A 20,681-nucleotide genomic window follows, 5' to 3' on the forward strand; every position below is an offset into this window, starting at 1 on the left:
CCCCGCCTGCGCGGGGGATGACAGCGACCTTGTAGCTAGATCAACCCGCCACCGTCCGCCACGCGGCGCTGGTGGTAGTCGGTGTCGCCGAACGAGTTCTCGATCATGGTCAGGCGCTTGAAGTAATGGCCGATCTTCGCCTCCATGGTCATGCCGATGCCGCCGTGGAGCTGGATCGCCTGCTGTCCCACGAACTTCAGCGACTTGCCGATCTGCACCTTGGCCGCGGCAATAGCGTTGCTGCGCTCCTTGGCGTCCTGGAAATCGCCCGCCATGGTCGCGAACATCGACATCGATCGCGCCTGCTCGGTGGCGACGAACATGTCAGAGGCGCGGTGCTGCAGCGACTGGAACGAGCCGATCGGCACCCCGAACTGCTTGCGCGTCTTGATGTACTCGACCGTGGTCTTGAGCGATTCGTCCATCAGGCCGACCGCTTCGGCGCAGAGCGCGATGCGAGCTTCGTCGACCACACGCTCGATCAGCGTGAGCGAATCGTCGGGATTGCCGAGCACGGCATCGGCACCGATTTCGACGCCGGTGAAGGTGATGTCGGCGGCGTGCAGGCCGTCCTGGGTCGGGTACGACTTCTTGGCGACGCCCTTGGCGTCGGCCGGCACCAGGAACACGCCGATGCCGCTCTTGTCGCGGCGCTCGCCCCTAGTGCGCGCGGTCACGATGAGGGTATCTGCATTCTCGCCGTTGAGCACGACGAACTTCTCGCCGTCGATGACCCAACCGTCGCCCTTCTTCTTCGCCGTCGTGGTGACGTCGAAGAGATCGTAGCGCGAGTTCTTCTCGAGCTGGGCAAAGGCGAGCGTCTTGCTGCCGTCTACGATGCCGGGCACATGCGCGGCCTTCTGCGCATCGCTGCCCGCATGGCGCAGGAAGCCGCCGCCGATCACGACGGTTGCGAGGTAAGGCTCGAGCACCAGTGCCTTGCCGAGCGCCTCCATCACGATCATGGTCTCGACGCCGCCGCCGCCGAAGCCGCCATCGGCCTCCGCGAAGGGCAGACCGAGCAGGCCCTGCTCGGCGAGCTTGCCCCAGACCGCTTTGCTCCAGCCGCCCTTCTCCTTCATGTACTTCTTGCGGCTCTCGAAATCGTAGGAATCGGTCAAGAGGCCGTCGATGCTTTCCTTGAGAAGCCGCTGCTCCTCGTTCAGATCAAAATCCATGTTCTTTGCTCTCCGGTATCGATTTCGTCATGCCCGGCCTTATGCCGGGCATCCACGTTCTTTCGTGGCGCTAGGCGTGGATGGCCGGGTCAGGCCCGGCCGTGACGGTGAGTGCGTGTTGATGGTGTACGATCAAAGCCCCAGCACCGCCTTGGCGATGATGTTGCGCTGGATCTCGTTGGAGCCGCCGTAGATCGAGACCTTGCGGTTGTTGAAATAGCTCGGCGCGATCTGGGCGGTCCAGTCCATGGCTTCGTTCGAGCCGTCGTCGCCGTGCACGTCATAGGGTGCCGCGAACGGGCCGATCACCTCCATCAGCAGCTCGGTGGTGGTCTGCTGGATCTCGGAGCCCTTGATCTTCAGCACCGAGGAAGCCGGATTGGGCTTGCCTTTGCCGTGCTTGCCTTCGTCGGCGACGACGCGGAGCTGGGTGAGTTCGAGCGCCTTGAGCTCGATCTCGCAGGCCGCGAGCTTGTCGCGGAAGGCCGCGTCCTGAATGATCGGCTTGCCGCCGGATTCGACCTTGGAGGCGAGATCGCGGATGCGGCGGAGCCGCTCCTTGGAGACGCCGACCCGCGCGATGCCGGTGCGCTCATTGCCGAGCAGGAATTTCGCGTAATCCCAGCCCTTGTTCTCCTCGCCGATCAGGTTCTCGATGGGCACTTCGACGTCGTCGAAGAACACCTCGTTGACCTCGGCGCCGCCGTCGATGGTCTGGATCGGGCGCACCGTGACGCCCTTCGACTTCATCGAGAACACGATGAAGGAGATGCCCATCTGCTTCTTGGCGGACGGGTCGGTGCGGCAGAGGCAGAAGATCATGTCGGCGTGCTGGGCGAGCGTGGTCCAGGTCTTCTGGCCGTTGATGATCCACTTGTCGCCCTTGCGCTCGGCCTTCGTCTTCAGCGAGGCGAGGTCGGAGCCGGAGCCGGGCTCGGAGAAGCCCTGGCACCACCAGTCGTCGACATTGGCGATGCGCGGCAGATACTGCTTCTTCTGCTCTTCATTGCCGAAGGTGTAGATGACGGGACCCACCATGCTGACGCCGAAGGCGAGCGGCTGCGGCGCCGGATAGGACTGCAGCTCCTCGTTGAAGATATAGTGCTGCACGGAGGTCCAGCCGGTGCCGCCATATTGCTTGGGCCAGTGGCTGACGCCCCAGCCCTTCTTGTTGAGGATGCGCCACCACGTCACCATCTCGTCCTTCGAGAGGTGGCGGCCCTCGACCAGCTTGCGCCGCGTATCCGGCGGCACGTTGTCGCGGAAGAATGACCGCACTTCCTCGCGAAACGCCTGCTCTTCTTTCGTGAATGCGAGATCCATCGGATCCTCCTGTGAATGTGTCGTCCCGGCGAAGGCCGGGACCCATAACCACCGGCCTTCGTTGGTTTGCGAAGGCCATTGTTGTTCGCGTGCCACACTCCTGCTGCGGAGTATGGGTCCCGGCTTTCGCCGGGACGACGGTTACTGGACGACGGCTACTGCAACACCTCGAAAAGCCCCGCCGCGCCCATGCCGCCGCCGACGCACATGGTGACGACCGCGTACTTCGCCTTGCGGCGGCGGCCTTCAATCAGAGCGTGGCCGGTGAGGCGCGCGCCCGACATGCCGTAGGGATGGCCCACCGCGATCGCGCCGCCGTCGACATTGATCTTGTCGGGGTCGATGCCGAGCTTGTCGCGGCAATACAGCACCTGCACCGCGAAAGCTTCGTTCAGCTCCCACAGGCCGATGTCGTCGACGGTCAGGCCATGACGCTTGAGCAGGCGCGGCACGGCGAATACCGGGCCGATGCCCATCTCGTCCGGCTCGCAGCCGGCGGAGACGAAGCCGCGGAAGATGCCGAGCGGGTTCAGCCCGCGCTTTGCCGCTTCCTTGTCGCTCATGATCACGCTCGCGCTGGCGCCGTCCGAAAGCTGGCTGGCATTGCCGGCGGTGACCGAAAATCCCTCGCCACGGACGGCCTTGAGGCCGGCGAGGCCTTCTGCGGTGGTCTCGGGGCGCGGGCCCTCGTCCTGCGACAGCGTGACGTCCTTGAACGAGACTGCACCGGTGGCCTTGTCGGTCACCGCCATCCTGGTGGTGATCGGCGCGAGCTCATCCTTGAACTTTCCGCCCTGCTGCGCCGCGGCGGTGCGGCGCTGGCTCTCCAGCGAATATTCGTCCTGCTTTTCGCGCGAGATGCCGTAGCGCTTGGCGACGATCTCGGCGGTGTCGATCATGGGCATGTAGACCTCGCCCTTGATCTCGAGCAGCGCCGGGTCCTGCGCGTGGAAGCCGTTCATCTTGTCGTTCTGCACCAGCGAGATGGACTCGCCGCCACCGCCGACCGCGATCTCGACACCGTCGAAGATCACCGAACGCGCGGCGAGCGCGATCGCCTGCAGGCCCGAGGCGCATTGCCGGTCGATAGTGGTGCCGGCGACGGTGACGGGGAGACCGGCACGGAGCAGCGCCTTGCGCGCGATGTTGCCGCCGGTCGCGCCCTGCTGGAGTGCTGCGCCCATCACGACGTCCTCGACCTCCTTGGGGTCGATCTTGGCGCGCGCGACGGCCTCGCCGATGGCGTGGCCGAGCAGCGTTGCGCCCTCGGTGGCGTTGAGCGCGCCGCGATAGGCCTTCCCGATCGGGGTGCGGGCGGTGGAAACGATGACGGCGTCGGTCAAGCGCGATCTCCTGATGCAAGTCGGGTGGCAAGTTGGGCGGATTGTGACGGTTTCTGCCGCTGGCGCAATTCGTGGCGCGACAGCTTTCCGACCGGCGTGCGCGGCAGATCGTGGACGAATTCGACCTCCGCCGGCAATTCGTGCTTGCCGAGCTTGCCGGCGAGCTGAGCGCGCAGCTCGTCGAGCGAGAACGGCTTTGCATCCGTCTTCAGCTTGATGAAGGCTTTGGCGGCCTCGCCGCGGTACTGGTCGGGAATACCGAGCACGATCACCTCGTGCACGCCTGGTATGGTATAGATCGCCTGCTCGATCATCTGCGGATAGACGTTGAAGCCGCCAGAGATGATCATGTCCTTCTTGCGGTCGACCAGGAAGAAATAGCCGTCGGTATCGACATAGCCGATGTCGCCGGTGAGGAAGCGGCCGTCGACGAAGGCCTCCGCGGATCCTTCGGGCTTATTCCAGTAGCCTTTGGTGACGTTCGGGCCCTTGATGCGAATCTCGCCGACTTCGCCCGGCGGCAGCACCTTCGAGGGATCGTCCAGGGAAACGACGTCGAGCTCGATGCCGGGCAGCATCAGGCCGATCGAGCCGGGCTTATCGGGACCTGTAGGCGGATGGCCGGTGCCGGGCGAGCAGGTCTCGGTCATGCCCCAGCCGCTGCGGAGCTTCTTGCCGACTTTGCGCTCGAAGAAACTCGCGATCTCCACCGGCAGCGGCGCGCCCCCGGAGCCGATCGTCGCCAGCGAGGAGAAATCGCGCTTGTCGAGATCGGGAAGGGCTGCGATCGCGATCCACATCGTCGGCACGCCGGGAAAGTAGGTTGCGCGCTTGATTTCGATGTCGCGCATCACCGCTTCGACGTCAAAACGCTGATGCAGCGAGATCAGATTGCCGCGCCTGAGCGAGGACAGCAGCACGACGGTGAGCGCATAGATGTGGAACAGCGGCAGCACGCAGATCACGCGCTCGACGACGTCGCCACGCGTCGCGCGCGACGGCTTGCCCCAGACGTCGTAGATCGACACGGCCGAGGTGAGATTGCCGTGGGTCAGCATCGCGCCTTTGGGCAAGCCGGTGGTGCCACCGGTATATTGCAGCAGCGCGACATCGTCGGCGCTCACTTGCGGCCACTCTGCCGGCGCGGTGGCGCCCTCGACAAAGGCCTTGAAGGTGACGATGCGGGGATCGCTGGGGATCGCAGCCTGCGGCGTGCCGACCTTACCCCAATTATCGTCCTCGCAGACCACCAGGCGGTCGATCAGGCCCTTCTCCAGGAATTTCAGCGCGGTCGGCAGCAACGCCGCCAGGTTAGAGGTGACGAGCAGGCGCGAACCGGAATCGGAGACCTTGTGCGTCAGCGCGATCTCGCCGTCGAGCGGTGAGAGATGCGCGACGCGGGCGCCGGCCTTCAGCGCGCCGAAGAAATTGACGGGATGGTCCGGCGTATTGCCGAGGAACAGCGCGACCGAACTGTTCTTGCCGTAGCCGGCGCGCAGGAAGGCGGCGGCTGCGCGCTCAGCCATCGCGGCGAGTTCGCTGTAGGTAATCGGATGGTCGCGGAATTCCAGCGCGGTGCGCGGGCCGTACTCGGCGGCGGCTTTTGCCAGCAGATCAGGCAGCGTGCCCTGGACGATGGTGTCGTCCCAGCGCACGCCCTCGGGATAAAACTGTTCGCCGGGATGGGTCATTAGGGGTCGTTACTCTGCAAGGCGGCCGCGACGATACCGTGTGAGGTGGGCACAAGCGGACCGGCTCCCTTCCCCCTTGTGGGGAAAGGTTGGGGAAGGAGGTGGCCACAAACGCCGGCGCCCGGGCCTGCCCCCGTCCCTGACCCTCCCCCACAACGGGGGAGGGAACGGAGAGAGCGTTGCCCGGGACGAGACATCACAGCCACCGCCAATCCAATCACGCCGCTTTCGAGCCCGCCGCGAGCGAGGCGAAGGTCTTGCCTTCGGCCGCGAGCTTCTTCAGCAGCGGCGCGGGCTCGAGGCTCGGATCGTTGGTCTCCTTGGCGTAGAAGGAGAGCCGATCGGCGATGTGCTTGAGGCCGACGGTGTCGGCCCAGAACATCGGGCCGCCGCGGTAGATCGGCCAGCCATAGCCATAGAGCCAGACCACGTCGATATCGGACGGGCGCGCGGCAATGCCCTCTTCCAGGATCTTCGCGCCCTCGTTGATCATCGGGTACATCATGCGCTCGAGGATCTCATCGTCGCTGACGACGCGCTTCTTGCGGCCCAAACGAAGCAGCGTCTCGTCGATCAGCTTCTCGACTTCGGGATCGGGCAGCGCCGAACGGGAGCCGGCTTCGTATTTGTAATAGCCCTTGCCGGTCTTCTGGCCGAAGCGTCCGGCTTCGCAGAGCGCATCCGCGATCTCCGACTTGATGCCGCGGTCCTTGCGCGAGCGCCAGCCGATGTCGAGGCCGGCGAGGTCACCCATCGCGAACGGCCCCATCGGCATGCCGAACTTCGTCACGACGGCGTCGACCTGCTGCGGAAGCGCGCCTTCGAACAGCAGTTTCTCGGACTGCTTGCCGCGCTGGGCCAGCATGCGGTTGCCGACAAAGCCGTCGCAGACGCCGACCACGGCCGGCACTTTTGCGATTTTGCGCGCGATCGAGACCGCCGTCACAAGGGCATCCGGCGCGGTCTTGTCGGCGCGCACGATCTCGCACAATTTCATGACGTTGGCGGGAGAGAAGAAGTGCATGCCGAGCACGTCCTGCGGACGCTTGGTCGACTTCGCGATCTCGTCGATGTTCAGGTAGGAGGTGTTGGAGGCGAGCACGGCGCCCGGCTTGACGTACTGGTCGAGCTTGCCGAACACTTCCTTTTTCACTGCCATGGTCTCGAACACGGCTTCGATGACGAGGTCGGCGTCGCCGACGTTCTCGATGCCCACGACGCCGTTGATCAGCGCCATGCGCTTCGCGGGCGCATCCGCCGGGATGCCGCCCCGTGCCGCGGTCGCTTCCCAGTTCTTCTGCATGATGCCCATGCCGCGCTTGAGCTGCTCCTCGCCTGTCTCGATCAGGGTGACGGGAATGCCGGCATTGGCAAAGGACATCGCGATGCCACCGCCCATCGTGCCGGCGCCGAGGATGGCGACGCGGTTCACGGGCCGCGGCTTGGTCCCTTCAGGAACGCCGGCGATCTTGCTGGCCTCGCGCTCCGCGAAGAAGGCATAACGCTGCGCCTTGGACTGATCGCTGGCGACGAGCTTCAGGAAGCCCTCGCGCTCCTTCTTCAGACCTTCGTCGAACGGCAGGTCGATGGCGTAGCCGACGGCGTCGGCCGCCGCGAACGGCGCTTCCAGGCCGCGCGACTTCTTGGTCATGGCGGCGACCGCATTGGTGAAGATCGAGCGGTCGGCCTTGGCCGCCGCGATCTTGGAGTCGTCGTCACGCAGGCGGCGCAGCGGACGCTTTTCAGCCAGCAGCTTTCGTACGAAGGCTTCGCCACCGGCGGCCGGACCCTCGACGATCTCCTCGATCAGACCGTTCTTCAGCGCTTCCGCCGCTCCGATCGGATCACCGCCGACGATCATCTTGACCGCGAGCTCCGGTCCAACCGCGCGCGGCAGGCGCTGGGTGCCGCCGGCGCCCGGCAGCAGGCCGAGCTTCACCTCGGGGAGGCCGAGCTTGGCTTCCTTCACCGCGACGCGGAAATGACAGGCGAGCGCGACCTCGAGGCCACCGCCGAGCGCGGTGCCGTGGATCGCGGCCACGACCGGCTTCGGTGAATTCTCGATCTCGGAAAGCACGTCGTTAAGGGCGGGCGGCTTCGGCGGCTTGCCGAATTCGGTGATGTCGGCGCCCGCGATGAAGGTGCGGCCGGCACAGGTCAGCACGATGCCCTTGATGGCGGGATCGGCGACCGCGGCCTTGATGCACTCCAGAATTCCGCCACGAACCGCGGCGCTCAGCGCGTTGACCGGAGGGCTGTCGACCGTGACGATCCCGACTTCGTCATGACGCTCAAGCTTGACCACTTCGCTCACGGTGTCCCTCCTTGGTGGGGTAACTTTGTTCAATTTCGCACTGCAGAATTTAATTCCGCATCTTGACGGCAGGGTTATTTTGAAGCACGTGGCTTGTCAACGACTCCGCGCAAGAAGCAGATCAGGGATGAAGCGTACAGGAAAGAAGACAGCGACCGATCGGAATTTCGTCGTCGCGCTTTCCCGCGGACTTGACGTATTGCGCGCATTCCAGCCCAGCGACGGACTTCTTGGCAATCAGGAAATCGCGGCCCGCACCAATTTGCCCAAGCCGACCGTTTCGCGGCTGACCTATACCTTGACCAAGCTCGGCTATCTGACGCCGGTTCCCCGCTTCGAGAAATATCAGCTTGCGCCGGCCGCGATGGCGCTCGGCTACGCCGCGTTGTCCAATCTCGGCGTTCGGCATTTGTCCGAGCCGTTTCGCGAGGAAATGATGCGTGCGACCGGCGGCGCCGTCGCCATCGGCGGCCGCGACCGGCACAGCATGATCTATTTCGGACAGAGCCGTGGCAGCGAGACGGTTGGCGTTCAACTGGACGTCGGCTCCCGCGTGCCGATTGCAACCAGCGCGATGGGCCGCGCCTATTTCTGGGCACTCGACGAAGACAATCGCGCTGAACTGTCTCGTGTCTTGCGCGAACATTACGGCAGCCGCTGGCCCAAGATGCGCGACGGGTTGGAACGCTCCGGCGAGACGGTCGCGAAATATGGATTTGCGATTTCGGTCGGCGACTGGCACGACGACATCGGCGCCGCCGGCGTCGCGCTCAGACTCAACGACGGAACCGGTCCTTACGCATTCAATTGCGGCGCGCCCGCATTCCGCTTCACGGAAGAGCGTTTGATCAACGACATTGGACCGCGTCTGCTTGCGATGGTAAGGAACATCGAAGCGGCACTCGGGGGTCTGATGCCGCATTCCAAAAAAGACGTCAGCAAAAAGCTGAAATCAGGAGGGAAAGTTGCGCGTGTGGCCGAGGGGATCAGATAGCCTTTGTCATCATCGGGAGCGGTTCACATCGCCCCTTCGCTCACTGAACACAGTGGGCGAGACGAGATGACGCAGGCACAGCTCGCGCAGGGGACATCGCCCCTGCTCGCGGTTCGCGACGTCAGCGTCGTGTTCGGCGGCATCGTCGCGCTCAATGGTGTGTCCTTTGACATGCACAAGGGCCAGATCCTCGGCTTGATCGGCCCTAACGGCGCCGGCAAGACCACGCTCTTCAACTGCCTCTCGCGGCTCTACCAGCCGTCGTCCGGCGACATCCTGATGGAGGGCGCGAGCATCCTGACGCGCCCGCCGCACCGGATCGCGGAGATCGGCATCGGCCGCACCTTCCAGAACGTGGCGCTGTTTCCGAATTTGTCGGTGATGGACAATGTCCGCGTCGGCACCCATGCCCGCACCTCCAGCGACATCATCAGCGACTCGCTGCGGCTGGCCTGGGTTCGCCGCAGCGAGAGCGACGTCAACAAGAAGGTGCACGAGATCCTCGCCTATCTCGACCTCGAGGACGTCGCCCACACCGTCGTGTCGGGCCTGCCGTTCGGCACGCAGAAGCGCGTCGAGCTGGCGCGCGCGCTCGCTGCCGATCCGAAGATCCTGCTGCTCGACGAGCCCGCCGGCGGCCTCAACCACGAGGAAGTCTACGTGCTCGGCGACCTCATCCGCCGCATCCGCGACGAACGCCACATGACCGTGCTGCTGGTCGAGCATCACATGGGCCTCGTGATGTCGATCGCCGACCACGTCGTCGCGCTGAATTTCGGCAAGAAGCTCGCGGAAGGCACGCCCGCCCAGGTGCAGGCGGATCCCGACGTCATCAAGGCCTATCTCGGGAGCAAGGACCAATGACGACGCTGCTCAACGTCAAGGACCTGCGCGCTTATTACGGCCAGGTCCAGGCCCTCCACGGTCTGTCCTTCTCGCTCAGCGAGGGATCGCTGACCACGTTGCTGGGGGCCAACGGCGCCGGCAAGACCACCACGCTGCGCGCGATCTGCAACATGGTGCGCTCAACCGGCGGCATCGAGTTCGACGGCAAGCCGCTGAACAACCGCTCCACCGAGAGCATCGTGCGGTTCGGCATCGCCCATGTGCCGCAGGGCCGCGGCACCTTCACCACCATGACGGTGGAGGAAAACCTCCAGCTCGGCGCGATCACCCGCAAGGACAGCGCCGGCATCGTCTCCGACATCGAGCGCATGTATGCGCATTTCCCGGTGCTGAAGCAGCGGCATACCCAACAGGCCGGCACGCTCTCGGGCGGCGAGCAGCAGATGCTGGCGGTCGCCCGCGCCCTGATGCTGCGGCCGCGGCTGATGCTGCTGGACGAGCCTTCGTTCGGCCTGGCGCCGCTGGTGGTGCGCGACCTGTTCGGCATCCTCGGCAAGATCAACCGCGAGGACAAGGTGTCGATCCTGGTGGTCGAGCAGAACGCCCAGCTCGCGCTGGAGCTCGCCGACCAGGCCTATGTGATCGAGACCGGGCGCATCGTGATGTCGGGCAACGCCAAGGACATCGCGAACAACGAAGAAATCCGCAAATCCTACCTGGGTTACTGAGGAGCCGGCACGATGGAGCTGTTCACCAACCAAGTGCTGGCCGGCATCGCCACGGGCGCGATCTACGCCTGCATGGCGCTCGCCGTGGTCATGATCTATCAGGCGATCGACCATCTCAACTTCGCCCAGGGTGAGATGGCGATGTTCTCGACCTTCATCTCCTGGCAGCTGATGCAATGGGGCATCCCATATTGGGCTGCCTTCGTGATCACGCTGGCATTGTCCTTTGTCGGCGGCATCGCGATCGAGCGCATCCTGTTCAAGCCGCTCGCCAAGGCGCCGGTGCTGACCAACGTCGCCGGCTTTATCGCGCTGTTCGCGATCATCAACTCCTCGGCCGGCCTGATCTGGGACTTCACCATTAAGCAGTATCCGACCCCGTTCGGCTCCTCGCCCTTCCTCGGCAGCCAGCTGATCTCGACCCACCAGGCCGGCATGATCGGCGTCACCGTGCTGCTGCTGCTCGGCCTCTACTTCTTCTTCCAGTACACCAAGATCGGCCTCGCCATGCGCGCGGCCGCCTCCGTGCCTGAATCGGCCCGACTGGTCGGCATCAACACGAGCTGGATGATCGCGCTCGGCTGGGGCATGGCGTCCGCGATCGGTGCGATCGCCGGCATGCTGATCGCACCGGTCGTGTTCCTCGAGCCCAATATGATGGGCGGCGTGCTGATCTACGGCTTCGCCGCGGCGGTGCTCGGCGGACTGACCAGCCCGTTCGGCGCCGTGGTCGGCGGCTTCCTGGTCGGCGTCTTCGAGAACCTCGCCGGCACCTACATTCCCGGCGTCGGCAACGAGCTGAAGCTTCCGATCGCGCTCGCGCTGATCATTTCCGTCCTGGTCGTCAAACCCGCTGGCCTGTTCGGCCGGCAAATCGTCAAGCGAGTTTGATCATGAGCGCTGCAGAAGACGTCGTCACGGAAGCCCCGGCCGTCGAGGCGGTTCCGAAGCGGGCGATGACGCTGGGCACGGGCACCTCTCTGTTGGTGCTGGCGGTGCTGTTGATCGTGCCGGTGTTCGTCAAGAACTTCATCATCTTCCAGATGACGATGCTCCTGATCTACGGGCTCGCGGTGCTGGCCTTGAACATCCTGACGGGCGGCTCCGGCCAGTTCTCGCTCGGCCAGAGCGCCTTCTACGCCGTGGGCGCTTATACGTCGGCGGTGCTGATGGAGTACTTCAACGTCAACTATGCGCTGACAATTCCGATTTCCGCCGCGGTCTGCTTCGCATTCGGCTACCTGTTCGGCAAGCCGGCGCTGCGGCTGTCGGGCGTCTATCTCGCGCTCGCGACCTTTGCGCTTGCCACCGCGATGCCGCAGCTGCTGAAGCTGAACTTCCTCGAGCACTGGACCGGCGGCGTGCAGGGCCTCGTCGTCACCAAGCCCGACGCGCCGTTCGGGCTGCCTATGTCGCAGGACACCTGGCTCTACTACTTCTCGCTCGCCGTCGTGCTCGCGATCTACATCTTCTCGGTCAACCTGCTGCGCTCCCGGTCGGGCCGCGCCTTCATGGCGATCCGCGACAACGAGATCGCGGCCTCCTCGATGGGCGTCAACGTCGCACTGTACAAGACGCTGGCCTTCGGCGTGTCCGCCGGCATCACCGGCGTTGCCGGCTCGCTTGGCGCCATCGCCGTGCAGTTCGTCGCGCCCGACAGCTACACGATCACGCTGGCGATCTCGCTGTTCCTCGGCATGGTCGTCGGTGGCGTCGGCTGGCTGCCCGGCTCGTTCGTCGGCGCCGCCTTCATCATTTTCGTGCCGAACATGGCGGAGGGCATCTCCAAGGGCCTCTCCGGCGCGGTGTTCGGCGTACTCCTGTTCGCCGTCATCTACCTCGTGCCGCACGGCGCGAGGCAGATTGCGATCATGGGCCAGCAACTCGTCGGCCGGCTCAGAAAGAACTGACAACCCGTTGATTAAGCTAAGGAGACCCGAATTGTTTTTTGAAAGAACACTGCGAACCGCTGCGCTGGTGACGGCAACGGCGGTCATCACTCTCACCTCCGGCGCCGCATTCGCCCAGAAAAAATATGACACCGGCGCGTCCGATACCGAGATCAAGATCGGCAACATCATGCCGTATAGCGGTCCGGCCTCGGCCTATGGCATCATCGGCAAGACCGAAGAAGCCTACTTCAAGATGATCAACGACAAGGGCGGCATCAACGGCCGCAAGATCAACTTCGTCACCTATGACGACGGCTATTCGCCGCCGAAGGCCGTCGAGCAGGTCCGCAAGCTGGTCGAGAGCGACGAGGTGATCGTCGTGTTCAACCCGCTCGGCACGCCCTCGAACAGCGCGATCCAGAAATACCTCAACGCCAAGAAGATCCCGCAGCTGTTCGTCGCCACCGGCGCCACCAAGTGGAATGACCCGAAGAACTTCCCCTGGACCATGGGCTGGCAGCCGTCCTACCAGAGCGAAGCGCAGATCTACGCGAAATGGCTGTTGAAGGAAAAGCCGGACGTCAAGATCGCGATCCTCTATCAGAACGACGATTTCGGCAAAGACTACCTCAAGGGCACCAAGGACGGCCTGGGCGCCAAGGGCGCGTCCATGATCATCATGGAAGAAAGCTACGAGGTGTCCGAACCCTCGATCGACGGTCACATCGTCAAGATCAAGGCGGCCAATCCCGACGTCCTGCTGATCTACGCGACGCCGAAGTTCGCGGCCCAGACCATCAAGAAGACCGCCGAGCTGAGCTGGAAGCCGCTGCAGATCCTCACCAACGTGTCGATCTCGGTCGGCAGCGTGATGAAGCCGGCCGGCTTCGAGGCCTCGCAGGGCGTGCTGTCGGCGGCCTATGCCAAGGACTCCACGGACCCGCAGTGGGCCAACGACCCCGGCATGAAGAAGTGGAACGAGTTCGTCGACAAGTACATGCCGGGTGCCGACAAGTCCGACACCAGCATGGTCTACGGCTACGGCGCGGCGTCGACGCTGGCCAAGGTCCTGGAGATGTGCGGCGACGATCTGACCCGGGCCAACATCATGAAGCAGGCGGCCTCGTTGAAGGATTTCGCACCGGATACCCTGCTGCCCGGCGTCAAGATCAACACCAGCCCAACCGACTTCGCCCCGATCGCCCAGCTCCAGATGCAGCGTTTCAAGGGCGAGAAGTGGGAACTCTTCGGCGAGATCATCAGCGGCGACATCGCCACGGAGTGACGCTCTGACGCTATAGTCCGACACATCGAGAAGCCCCCGCGAACGAATCGCGGGGGCTTTTTGTTGACGTCCCGCATCAATCTTGTTCAATGCGGCGGCGATCCGTTCCGGGTGGAGAAAGATGACTGCCGTTCGATTTCAGGTTGCGGGCGTTCTGGCCGCATTCGCGTTGTGCACTGCGATGAGCGGCCCGGTCCTGGCGCAGAAGAAATACGACAGCGGCGCTTCCGATACCGAGATCAAAATCGGCAACATCATGCCCTATAGCGGCCCGGCCTCCGCCTATGCGGCGATCGGCAAGGCCGAGGAAGCCTATTTCAACAAGATCAATGCCGAGGGCGGCATCGGCGGCCGCAAGATCAAGTTCATCTCCTACGACGACGGCTATTCGCCGCCGAAGACGGTGGAGCAGGCCCGCAAGCTGGTCGAGAGCGACGGGGTGCTGCTGATCTTCGGCTCGCTCGGCACCTCCACCAACGGCGCCATCCGCAAATACATGAACGAGAAGAAGGTGCCGCAATTGTTCGTGGCGAGCGGCGCTTCGAAGTGGAACGATCCGAAGCAATATCCCTGGACCATGGGCTGGCAGCCGAGCTACGCCAGCGAGGCGCGCATCTACGCCAAATACATCATGAAGGAGAAGCCGGACGGCAAGATCGGCGTGCTCTATCAGAACGACGATTTCGGCAAGGACTACCTGAAAGGGCTGAAGGATGGCCTTGGACCCAAGGCCTCGATGATCGTGCTGGAAGACGGTTACGACACGTCGGAGCCGGCAATCGACGAGCACGTTGTGAAATTGAAGGCCTCCGGCGCCGACATTTTCGTCAGCATCACCACCCCGAAATTTGCAGCGCAGGCGATCAAGAAGGCGGCCGAGATCGGCTGGCATCCGGTCCACATCATCTCCAACGTCTCGGCCTCGGTCGGCGGCGTACTCGAGCCGGCGGGGCTCGAGATCTCGCAAGGGATCCTGTCGGCGAGCTACACCAAGGACGCCTCCGACCCGCAATGGAATGCCGATGACGGCATGAAGAAATTCTACAACTTCCTCGCCAAATACGATCCCAAGGCCAACAAGCTCGATGCCGGCGTGGTGTTCGGCTATGCCGCCGCGCAGACCATGGTGAAGGTGCTGCAAATCTGCGGTGACGACCTCACCCGCGACAACGTCATGAAGCAGGCCGCCTCCTTGAAGGATTTCCAGCCCGACACGCTGTTGCCAGGCATCAAGATCAACACCGCAGCCGACGATTTCGCCCCGATCGAGCAGCTCCAGATGATGCGCTTCAAGGGCAAGAAGTGGGAGCTGTTCGGGGACGTGATCTCGAGCGAGCTCGACCACTGAAGCCGCGCAACTCAAACTCGCTCCTGATCGGTTCATCAACTCAAGCGGATGCCTCTTCTCGCAGTCGCACACGAGCGCGCGGCCGCCCCTGACTACTAAAGAAGCAGCCCCCGCGACCCCGCCGCAGGGGCTTTCTGTTGTAGGCATCAGGTAAATCGTATTGAATTGCGGCTGCGTCACCAAAAACAGGCAACACAAGAAAAGGGACGCACACACACCAAGAAAATAGGGAGATAGGAATGCCCGCTGTCACCGGCAAACTTGCGGCCGCGTCACTGGCGCTCGCGCTCATTGCGGCCTCGGCCTCCACTGCATCGGCCCAGAAGAAATACGACACCGGCGCGACCGATACCGAGATCAAGGTCGGCAACATCATGCCTTACAGCGGACCGGCCTCCGCCTACGGCATCATCGGACGGACCGAAGCCGCCTATTTCAAGAAGATCAACGACGAAGGCGGCATCAACGGTCGCAAGATCAACTTCATCAGCTACGACGACGCCTACTCGCCGCCGAAAACGGTGGAGCAGGCGCGCAAGCTGGTCGAGAGCGACGAGGTGCTGTTCATCTTCAACTCGCTCGGCACGCCGCCGAACTCGGCGATCCACAAATACATGAACTCGAAGAAGGTGCCGCAGCTCTTCGTCGCCACCGGCGCCACCAAGTGGAACGATCCGCAGAACTTCCCCTGGACCATGGGGTGGCAGCCCAACTACCAGAGCGAGACGCAGATCTACGCGAAGTGGCTGCTGAAGAACAAGCCCGACGCCAAGATCGCCGTGCTGTTCCAGAACGATGATTACGGCAAGGATTATCTCAAGGGCCTGAAGGACGGCCTCGGCGCCAAAGCCGCGTCGATGATCGTCGTGGAGGAGAGCTACGAGACCTCCGAACCGACCATCGACAACCACATCGTCAAGCTGAAGTCGACCGGCGCCGACGTCTTCATGAACATCACGACGCCGAAATTCGCAGCCCAGGCGATCAAGAAGAACGCCGAGATCGGCTGGAAGCCGCTGCACTTCCTCAACAACGTCTCTGCCTCCGTCGGCAGCGTGATGAAGCCTGCCGGCTTCGAGAACGGCCAGGACATCATCTCGGCCGATTATCTGAAGGACGTATCGGATCCGCAGTGGGCCAATGATGCCGGCATGAAGGACTTTCTCGCCTTCATGACCAAATACTTCCCCGAGGGCGACAAGCTCGATAAGGGCACGATCGTCGGCTATGCCGTGGCCCAGACCCTGGTTCAGGTCTTGAAGCAGTGCGGTGACGATCTCACGCGCGAGAACGTCATGAAGCAAGCGGCGAATCTGAAGGACTTCCGCACCGAGGCCCTGCTGCCGGGCGTGAAGATCAACACCTCGCCGACCGATTTCGCGCCGATCAGCCAGCTTCAACTCGAGAAGTTCAAAGGCGAGAAGTTTGAGCTGTTCGGAGACGTGATCAGCGCCGACGTCGGCGGTTAGCCCCATCAAGGACGCGACGACGGAAACCCCCTGCGAACCATCGCAGGGGGTTTTTGCTTGCGCGGCGATTATGATCACGCGATTGCACAATCGAATGATGGCAAAGCCGGCTTACGCTTTGGCGCATGATGCGGTAGGCAGGTGAGCGGCGCGTTCGCCGCCAGTCTTTCCTGTCCGCTCAAGGCCCTTCGTCATGACCGACCGACGCCCCCTGCTCCGCGCGCTCTACGACGCCGCCGTTGCCGCCGCTCATCCGAGCACAATTCTGGCGCCGCACCTGCGGCCCGCGCCAAAGGGACGCGTGATCTGTCTCGCCGCCGGCAAGGGCGCGGCCGCGATGGCCGCCGCCGCCGAGCGGCATTATCTCGACACGCTCGGGCTCGCACCGGAACGCCTCGTCGGCATCGCCACCACGCGTCACGGCTACGGCGTGCCGACGCGCCGCATCCGCGTGGTCGAGGCCGGTCATCCCGTGCCCGACGAAGCCGGCCTGAAGGGCGCGGCCGACACGCTGGCGCTCGCGGCCGAGGCCGGGCCGGACGATCTGCTCTTGGTGCTGCTCACCGGCGGCGGCTCGGCGAACTGGATCGCGCCCGTCAACGGCATCAGCTTCGGGCAGAAGCAGGCGGTCAACAAGGCGCTGCTCCGCTCCGGCGCGCCGATCGGCGAGATGAATGTCGTGCGCAAGCATCTGTCGCGGATCAAGGGCGGGCGGCTGGCGCGCGCCGGCAAAAATGCCGCCGAGATCGTGACGCTTGCGATTTCCGACGTGCCGCATGACGATCCCTCCGCAATCGCCTCCGGTCCGACCGTGCCCGATCCGACCACGCTCAATGATGCGCGCGCCATCGTCGCCAGGTACAAGCTCGACATCGACGATGCCGTCCGCCGCGCGCTGGACGACCCCGCCAACGAGAGCTGCAAGCCCGGTGATGCCGCCTTCGCGCGCGCGCATTTCGAATTGATCGCACGTCCGAAGCAATCGCTCGACGCTGCGGTCAAACTCGCGCATGAGGCCGGTTACGAGACGATCGATCTCGGCGCCGACCTCGAAGGGGAGGCCCGCGACGTTGCCGCCGATCACGCCAGGCTGGCGCTTCAGGCCCGCGCGCAGGGCAAGCGTGTCGCGATCCTCTCCGGCGGCGAGCTCACGGTCACCGTGCGCGGCAATGGCCGCGGCGGCCCGAACCAGGAATACGCGCTGGCGCTCGCCGGCCTCTTGAAGGACACGCCTGACATCTCCGCGCTCGCCGGCGACACCGACGGCGCCGATGGCGGTGCCGGCAATCCCACTGATCCCGCCGGCGCGCTGATCGACGCGGCGACGTTCGCGAAGATGGCGGCGCAGCGGCTGCAGCCGCAGGCCTATCTCGACAACAACGACGCGACCACGTTCTTCGAGGCGACGGGCGACCTGTTGCTGCCGGGGCCCACGCTGACCAATGTGAACGACATCAGGGTAATCCTGGTCGACTGACACGGTGGCATCGCCATCCCGCCGGCGCCCCGCGCGGTTCGGCGGACGACATGGTTAACGATCTCTGAATTCTCGTCGGTGTCCTCTTTTCCAGGGGGCGGGCATCGCCGCCCTTAACCTCGCGTTCGCCGCAGTTTCAGGAACATGTCCCGAAATTGGGCGAATTGTCGGGCTGATCTACCGCGAGATGTACGCGCTCTCGCCCGACCAGGTGCACCCGGGCACGCCGATCAAGGACCTGATCGAGCATCGGCTCAAACTGGGCCTGAGCATCGGCGGAGAAGTCGGCGCCTATGTCCGTGCCCGCACCGAGGGTTCGGTCGTCAGTGAGCAGACGGTCCAGCAATTCGCCGACGGACGAATCATCGCCTACACCATTCATCCCCTGCCCGACGGCGGCGGCATGGCGACGCACGAGGACATTACAGAGCGCGAAGAGCTCAGTCGGCGGTTGCAGGAGCGCAATTTTCAGTTCGACATCGCGATCAACAACATGTCGCACGGACTCTGCTTCTTCAGCGCCGACCATCGGCTGGTGGTCTGCAACACGCACTTTATCGAGATGTACGGCCTGCCGCCCGACCGCGTTCGTCCGGGCACGCCGCTCCAGGAGATCCTCGACCTACGCTACGAGGTCGGCAGCGTGCCGGCGATGACGCGGGAGGAATACGCCAAATGGCGGACCGATGTCGCCATGTCAGCCGAGGCCATGGACAGCATCGTCGAGATGCAGAACGGGCGAACCTTCAGATCAGGCACCGACCGATGCCCGATCTCAGGTGGGTCGCGACCCACGAAGACATCACCGAGCAGCGCAAGGCGGAATTGCAGATCGCGCATATGGCGCACTACGACGCGCTGACGGACCTCGCCAATCGCGCCCTGCTCGGTCAGCGCCTCAAGCAGGCGCTCGAACAGGGCGGGATGTTCGCGATCCACCACGTCGATCTCGACAAGTTCAAGGCCGTCAACGACACCCTGGGCCACCAGGCCGGCGACATCCTGCTGCAGGATGTCAGCCGCCGCCTCAAGCAGCTCGCGCGCGACAGCGATACGGTCGCGCGCATGGGTGGCGATGAATTCGTGATCCTCCAGACGCCGATTTCCGATTCGAGCGAGGCGGACCTGCTGGCGCGCGACGTTGTCAGGACGCTGAGTGCTCCGTTCGGGCTCGACGGACACCAGACCATTGCGGGCGCGAGCATCGGGATCGCGATTGCGCCTGGCGACGGCTCGACGCCCGAGCAACTCCTGCACAATGCCGATCTGGCCCTGTATCGCGCGAAAAGCGACGGCCGCGGCATGCACTGCTTCTTCGAACCGGCCATGGGCGAAGAAGCGCAAAGCCGTCGCGGGCTGGAGCAGGACCTGCGCAACGGCCTTGCCGCCGGCCAGTTCGAACTGCACTACCAGCCGGTCGTGAAGACCGACGGCGGCGAGATCAGCGGCTTCGAAGCCTTGATCCGCTGGCGACATCCCCGGCGCGGACTGGTCGCGCCCAACAGCTTTATCCCGCTTGCGGAAGAGATCGGCCTGATCGTGCCGATCGGCGAATGGGTGATCCGGCAGGCCTGTGGCACTGCAAGCCGATGGCCGGACCATCTGCACGTCGCCGTCAACATCTCGGCGGTGCAATTCCGCCAGCCGGGCCTGACGGAGGTGATCGTCGGCGCGCTGGCGGCCTCCGGCCTCGATCCGCGGCGGCTGGAGATCGAGATCACGGAAAGCGTGTTTCTGCAGGACAGGAACGGAACGCTGACGACGCTGCACCAGCTCCGGGCGCTGGGCATCAAGGTCGCCATGGACGATTTCGGCACCGGCTATTCGTCACTGACCTATCTGCAATGCTTCCCCTTCGACAAGATCAAGATCGACCGGTCTTTCGTCAGCGGCGTGGAAAACAATGCGGCATCCCTCAGCATCGTGCGGGCGGTGGCGGCACTGGCGCGCGGGATGGGCATGACGACGACGGCGGAGGGGGTGGAGAGCGAGGAGCAACGGGACCGGATCGCAGCGGAGGGCTGCACGGAAATGCAGGGCTATTTGTTCAGCCCTCCGTTGCCCGCCGAGGAAATCGAGCGCCATTTCCTGTCCGCGAAAACACCTGCCATGCCCGACCGGTTCGCTCTGCGGCATAACCGCCGCCAGCCCGCCCGCGCTTCCGGGTTTGATGCCCGGTCGCCGGGCAATCAACCGTCAAAACTCGTTGGCGATCTTCGAGAGCATCCCGAGCAGGGCTTCGCGGTTGGACGGCCCGAGCAGCTCGTTCAGCCGGGCCTCGTGCTTGGTGGCGACGAGCTTCTTGGCGCGGGCCAGCACGGCCTTGCCCTTGTCGGTCAGCACCAAGATGTGCGAGCGGCGGTCGTTGGTGGAGCGGATCCGCGCGCAAAGGTCGCGGCTCTCGAGATTGTCGAGCATCGCCACGAAATTCGGGCGCAGGATGCCGAGGGTGGAGGCGATCTCGGTCTGGTTACGGCCGGGGTTTTTCTCGACCAGCAGCAGCACGGAGAACTGCGCCGGCGTGAGCTGGAGCGAGGCCATGCAGCGCAGGAAGTTCTCGAACACCTTGAGCTGTGCCCGCTTCAGGACATAGCCGAGCTGCTCCGAGAGCTCGCCGAGCTGGAGGGCTTCACCAGGCCCGTCGGCCGCGTCCTTGCGGCCCTTGGCGGTCTCGGCGGGTTTTTCAGAGGACTTTTCAGCGGTTTTGGAAACGGTCATCGCCTCATGCTCGCAATCCCGTTAAGTTCGGGAGGATCGTTCGCCACCCTTGATGTTATATTTGATAATTGTTAT

Annotated in this window: 15 protein-coding genes and 1 pseudogene; 10 read left to right on the top strand and 6 right to left on the bottom strand. The window is 64.0% G+C overall.

Annotated elements, in window-relative coordinates; all coding sequences use genetic code 11:
- Positions 1-35: 35 nt before the first annotated feature.
- The 5 genes from pimD to IVB19_RS33440 all read right to left on the bottom strand — a co-directional run bounded on the left by pimD (position 36) and on the right by IVB19_RS33440 (position 7,849).
- On the bottom strand, positions 36-1,178 hold the full coding sequence (gene pimD / locus IVB19_RS33420; RefSeq protein WP_018454711.1) for a pimeloyl-CoA dehydrogenase small subunit: 1,143 nt from the start codon (positions 1,176-1,178) through the stop codon (positions 36-38).
- A gap of 132 nt (positions 1,179-1,310) precedes the next feature.
- Positions 1,311-2,501, bottom strand: a complete 1,191-nt coding sequence (gene pimC, locus IVB19_RS33425; protein ID WP_018454712.1) for a pimeloyl-CoA dehydrogenase large subunit — start codon at positions 2,499-2,501, stop codon at positions 1,311-1,313.
- A 155-nt stretch (positions 2,502-2,656) separates the two neighbouring features.
- Positions 2,657-3,844, bottom strand: coding sequence for an acetyl-CoA C-acyltransferase (locus IVB19_RS33430; protein WP_247294166.1), 1,188 nt, complete (start codon positions 3,842-3,844; stop codon positions 2,657-2,659).
- On the bottom strand, positions 3,841-5,535 hold the full coding sequence (gene pimA, locus IVB19_RS33435; RefSeq protein ID WP_018454714.1) for a dicarboxylate--CoA ligase PimA: 1,695 nt from the start codon (positions 5,533-5,535) through the stop codon (positions 3,841-3,843). The genes IVB19_RS33430 and pimA overlap by 4 nt, the downstream gene beginning before the upstream one ends.
- Positions 5,536-5,752: 217 nt before the next feature.
- Positions 5,753-7,849 carry a 3-hydroxyacyl-CoA dehydrogenase NAD-binding domain-containing protein gene (locus IVB19_RS33440; protein WP_247294167.1) on the bottom strand — a complete coding sequence of 699 codons (2,097 nt, stop codon included), beginning with the start codon at positions 7,847-7,849 and terminating at the stop codon, positions 5,753-5,755.
- Between the two features lie 127 nt (positions 7,850-7,976).
- Between IVB19_RS33440 and IVB19_RS33445 the strand changes: the two genes are divergently transcribed.
- From IVB19_RS33445 to IVB19_RS40830, 10 genes and pseudogenes are all read left to right on the top strand, one after another.
- Complete coding sequence (locus tag IVB19_RS33445; protein ID WP_018458483.1) at positions 7,977-8,843, top strand: IclR family transcriptional regulator; 867 nt, start codon at positions 7,977-7,979, stop codon at positions 8,841-8,843.
- Positions 8,844-8,909: 66 nt separating this feature from the next.
- A complete protein-coding gene (locus IVB19_RS33450; RefSeq protein ID WP_007599710.1) occupies positions 8,910-9,707 on the top strand; it encodes an ABC transporter ATP-binding protein in 798 nt (265 codons plus the stop codon).
- Positions 9,704-10,417: an ABC transporter ATP-binding protein gene (locus IVB19_RS33455; RefSeq protein WP_007599709.1), complete on the top strand. Its 714-nt coding sequence runs from the start codon at positions 9,704-9,706 to the stop codon at positions 10,415-10,417. Before IVB19_RS33450 ends, IVB19_RS33455 begins: the two co-directional genes overlap by 4 nt.
- Before the next feature lie 12 nt (positions 10,418-10,429).
- Positions 10,430-11,308: a branched-chain amino acid ABC transporter permease gene (locus IVB19_RS33460; RefSeq protein ID WP_007599708.1), complete on the top strand. Its 879-nt coding sequence runs from the start codon at positions 10,430-10,432 to the stop codon at positions 11,306-11,308.
- A 2-nt stretch (positions 11,309-11,310) separates the two neighbouring features.
- Entirely contained in the window at positions 11,311-12,327 is a 1,017-nt protein-coding gene (locus IVB19_RS33465; protein ID WP_026233593.1) for a branched-chain amino acid ABC transporter permease, read from the top strand.
- A gap of 31 nt (positions 12,328-12,358) precedes the next feature.
- On the top strand, positions 12,359-13,594 hold the full coding sequence (locus IVB19_RS33470) for an ABC transporter substrate-binding protein (protein WP_247491031.1): 1,236 nt from the start codon (positions 12,359-12,361) through the stop codon (positions 13,592-13,594).
- Positions 13,595-13,715: 121 nt separating this feature from the next.
- A complete protein-coding gene (locus tag IVB19_RS33475) occupies positions 13,716-14,942 on the top strand; it encodes an ABC transporter substrate-binding protein (RefSeq protein WP_247820775.1) in 1,227 nt (408 codons plus the stop codon).
- 239 nt (positions 14,943-15,181) lie between these two features.
- Positions 15,182-16,411: an ABC transporter substrate-binding protein gene (locus tag IVB19_RS33480; protein WP_018458479.1), complete on the top strand. Its 1,230-nt coding sequence runs from the start codon at positions 15,182-15,184 to the stop codon at positions 16,409-16,411.
- A 193-nt stretch (positions 16,412-16,604) separates the two neighbouring features.
- Entirely contained in the window at positions 16,605-17,888 is a 1,284-nt protein-coding gene (locus IVB19_RS33485; RefSeq protein ID WP_018458478.1) for a glycerate kinase type-2 family protein, read from the top strand.
- A gap of 144 nt (positions 17,889-18,032) precedes the next feature.
- Positions 18,033-19,886: pseudogene (locus IVB19_RS40830) on the top strand (PAS-domain containing protein); the annotation flags it as partial.
- A 198-nt stretch (positions 19,887-20,084) separates the two neighbouring features.
- Here the strand turns inward: IVB19_RS40830 and IVB19_RS33500 are convergent.
- Positions 20,085-20,606, bottom strand: a complete 522-nt coding sequence (locus IVB19_RS33500; protein WP_007605305.1) for a MarR family winged helix-turn-helix transcriptional regulator — start codon at positions 20,604-20,606, stop codon at positions 20,085-20,087.
- Between the last annotated feature and the right edge of the window lie 75 nt (positions 20,607-20,681).

It is taken from the genome of Bradyrhizobium sp. 187 (assembly GCF_023101005.1).
In the GTDB taxonomy this organism is placed as follows: Bacteria; Pseudomonadota; Alphaproteobacteria; order Rhizobiales; family Xanthobacteraceae; genus Bradyrhizobium; species Bradyrhizobium canariense_D.

Bases quoted from the DNA above. Each gene is read 5' to 3' on its own strand.
- pimD (WP_018454711.1), bottom strand. From the start codon at position 1,178: ATGGATTTTGATCTGAACGAGGAGCAGCGGCTTCTCAAGGAAAGCATC.
- pimC (WP_018454712.1), bottom strand. From the start codon at position 2,501: ATGGATCTCGCATTCACGAAAGAAGAGCAGGCGTTTCGCGAGGAAGTG.
- pimA (WP_018454714.1), bottom strand. From the start codon at position 5,535: ATGACCCATCCCGGCGAACAGTTTTATCCCGAGGGCGTGCGCTGGGAC.
- IVB19_RS33445 (WP_018458483.1), top strand. From the start codon at position 7,977: ATGAAGCGTACAGGAAAGAAGACAGCGACCGATCGGAATTTCGTCGTC.
- IVB19_RS33450 (WP_007599710.1), top strand. From the start codon at position 8,910: ATGACGCAGGCACAGCTCGCGCAGGGGACATCGCCCCTGCTCGCGGTT.
- IVB19_RS33455 (WP_007599709.1), top strand. From the start codon at position 9,704: ATGACGACGCTGCTCAACGTCAAGGACCTGCGCGCTTATTACGGCCAG.
- IVB19_RS33460 (WP_007599708.1), top strand. From the start codon at position 10,430: ATGGAGCTGTTCACCAACCAAGTGCTGGCCGGCATCGCCACGGGCGCG.
- IVB19_RS33465 (WP_026233593.1), top strand. From the start codon at position 11,311: ATGAGCGCTGCAGAAGACGTCGTCACGGAAGCCCCGGCCGTCGAGGCG.
- IVB19_RS33475 (WP_247820775.1), top strand. From the start codon at position 13,716: ATGACTGCCGTTCGATTTCAGGTTGCGGGCGTTCTGGCCGCATTCGCG.
- IVB19_RS33480 (WP_018458479.1), top strand. From the start codon at position 15,182: ATGCCCGCTGTCACCGGCAAACTTGCGGCCGCGTCACTGGCGCTCGCG.
- IVB19_RS33485 (WP_018458478.1), top strand. From the start codon at position 16,605: ATGACCGACCGACGCCCCCTGCTCCGCGCGCTCTACGACGCCGCCGTT.
- IVB19_RS33500 (WP_007605305.1), bottom strand. From the start codon at position 20,606: ATGACCGTTTCCAAAACCGCTGAAAAGTCCTCTGAAAAACCCGCCGAG.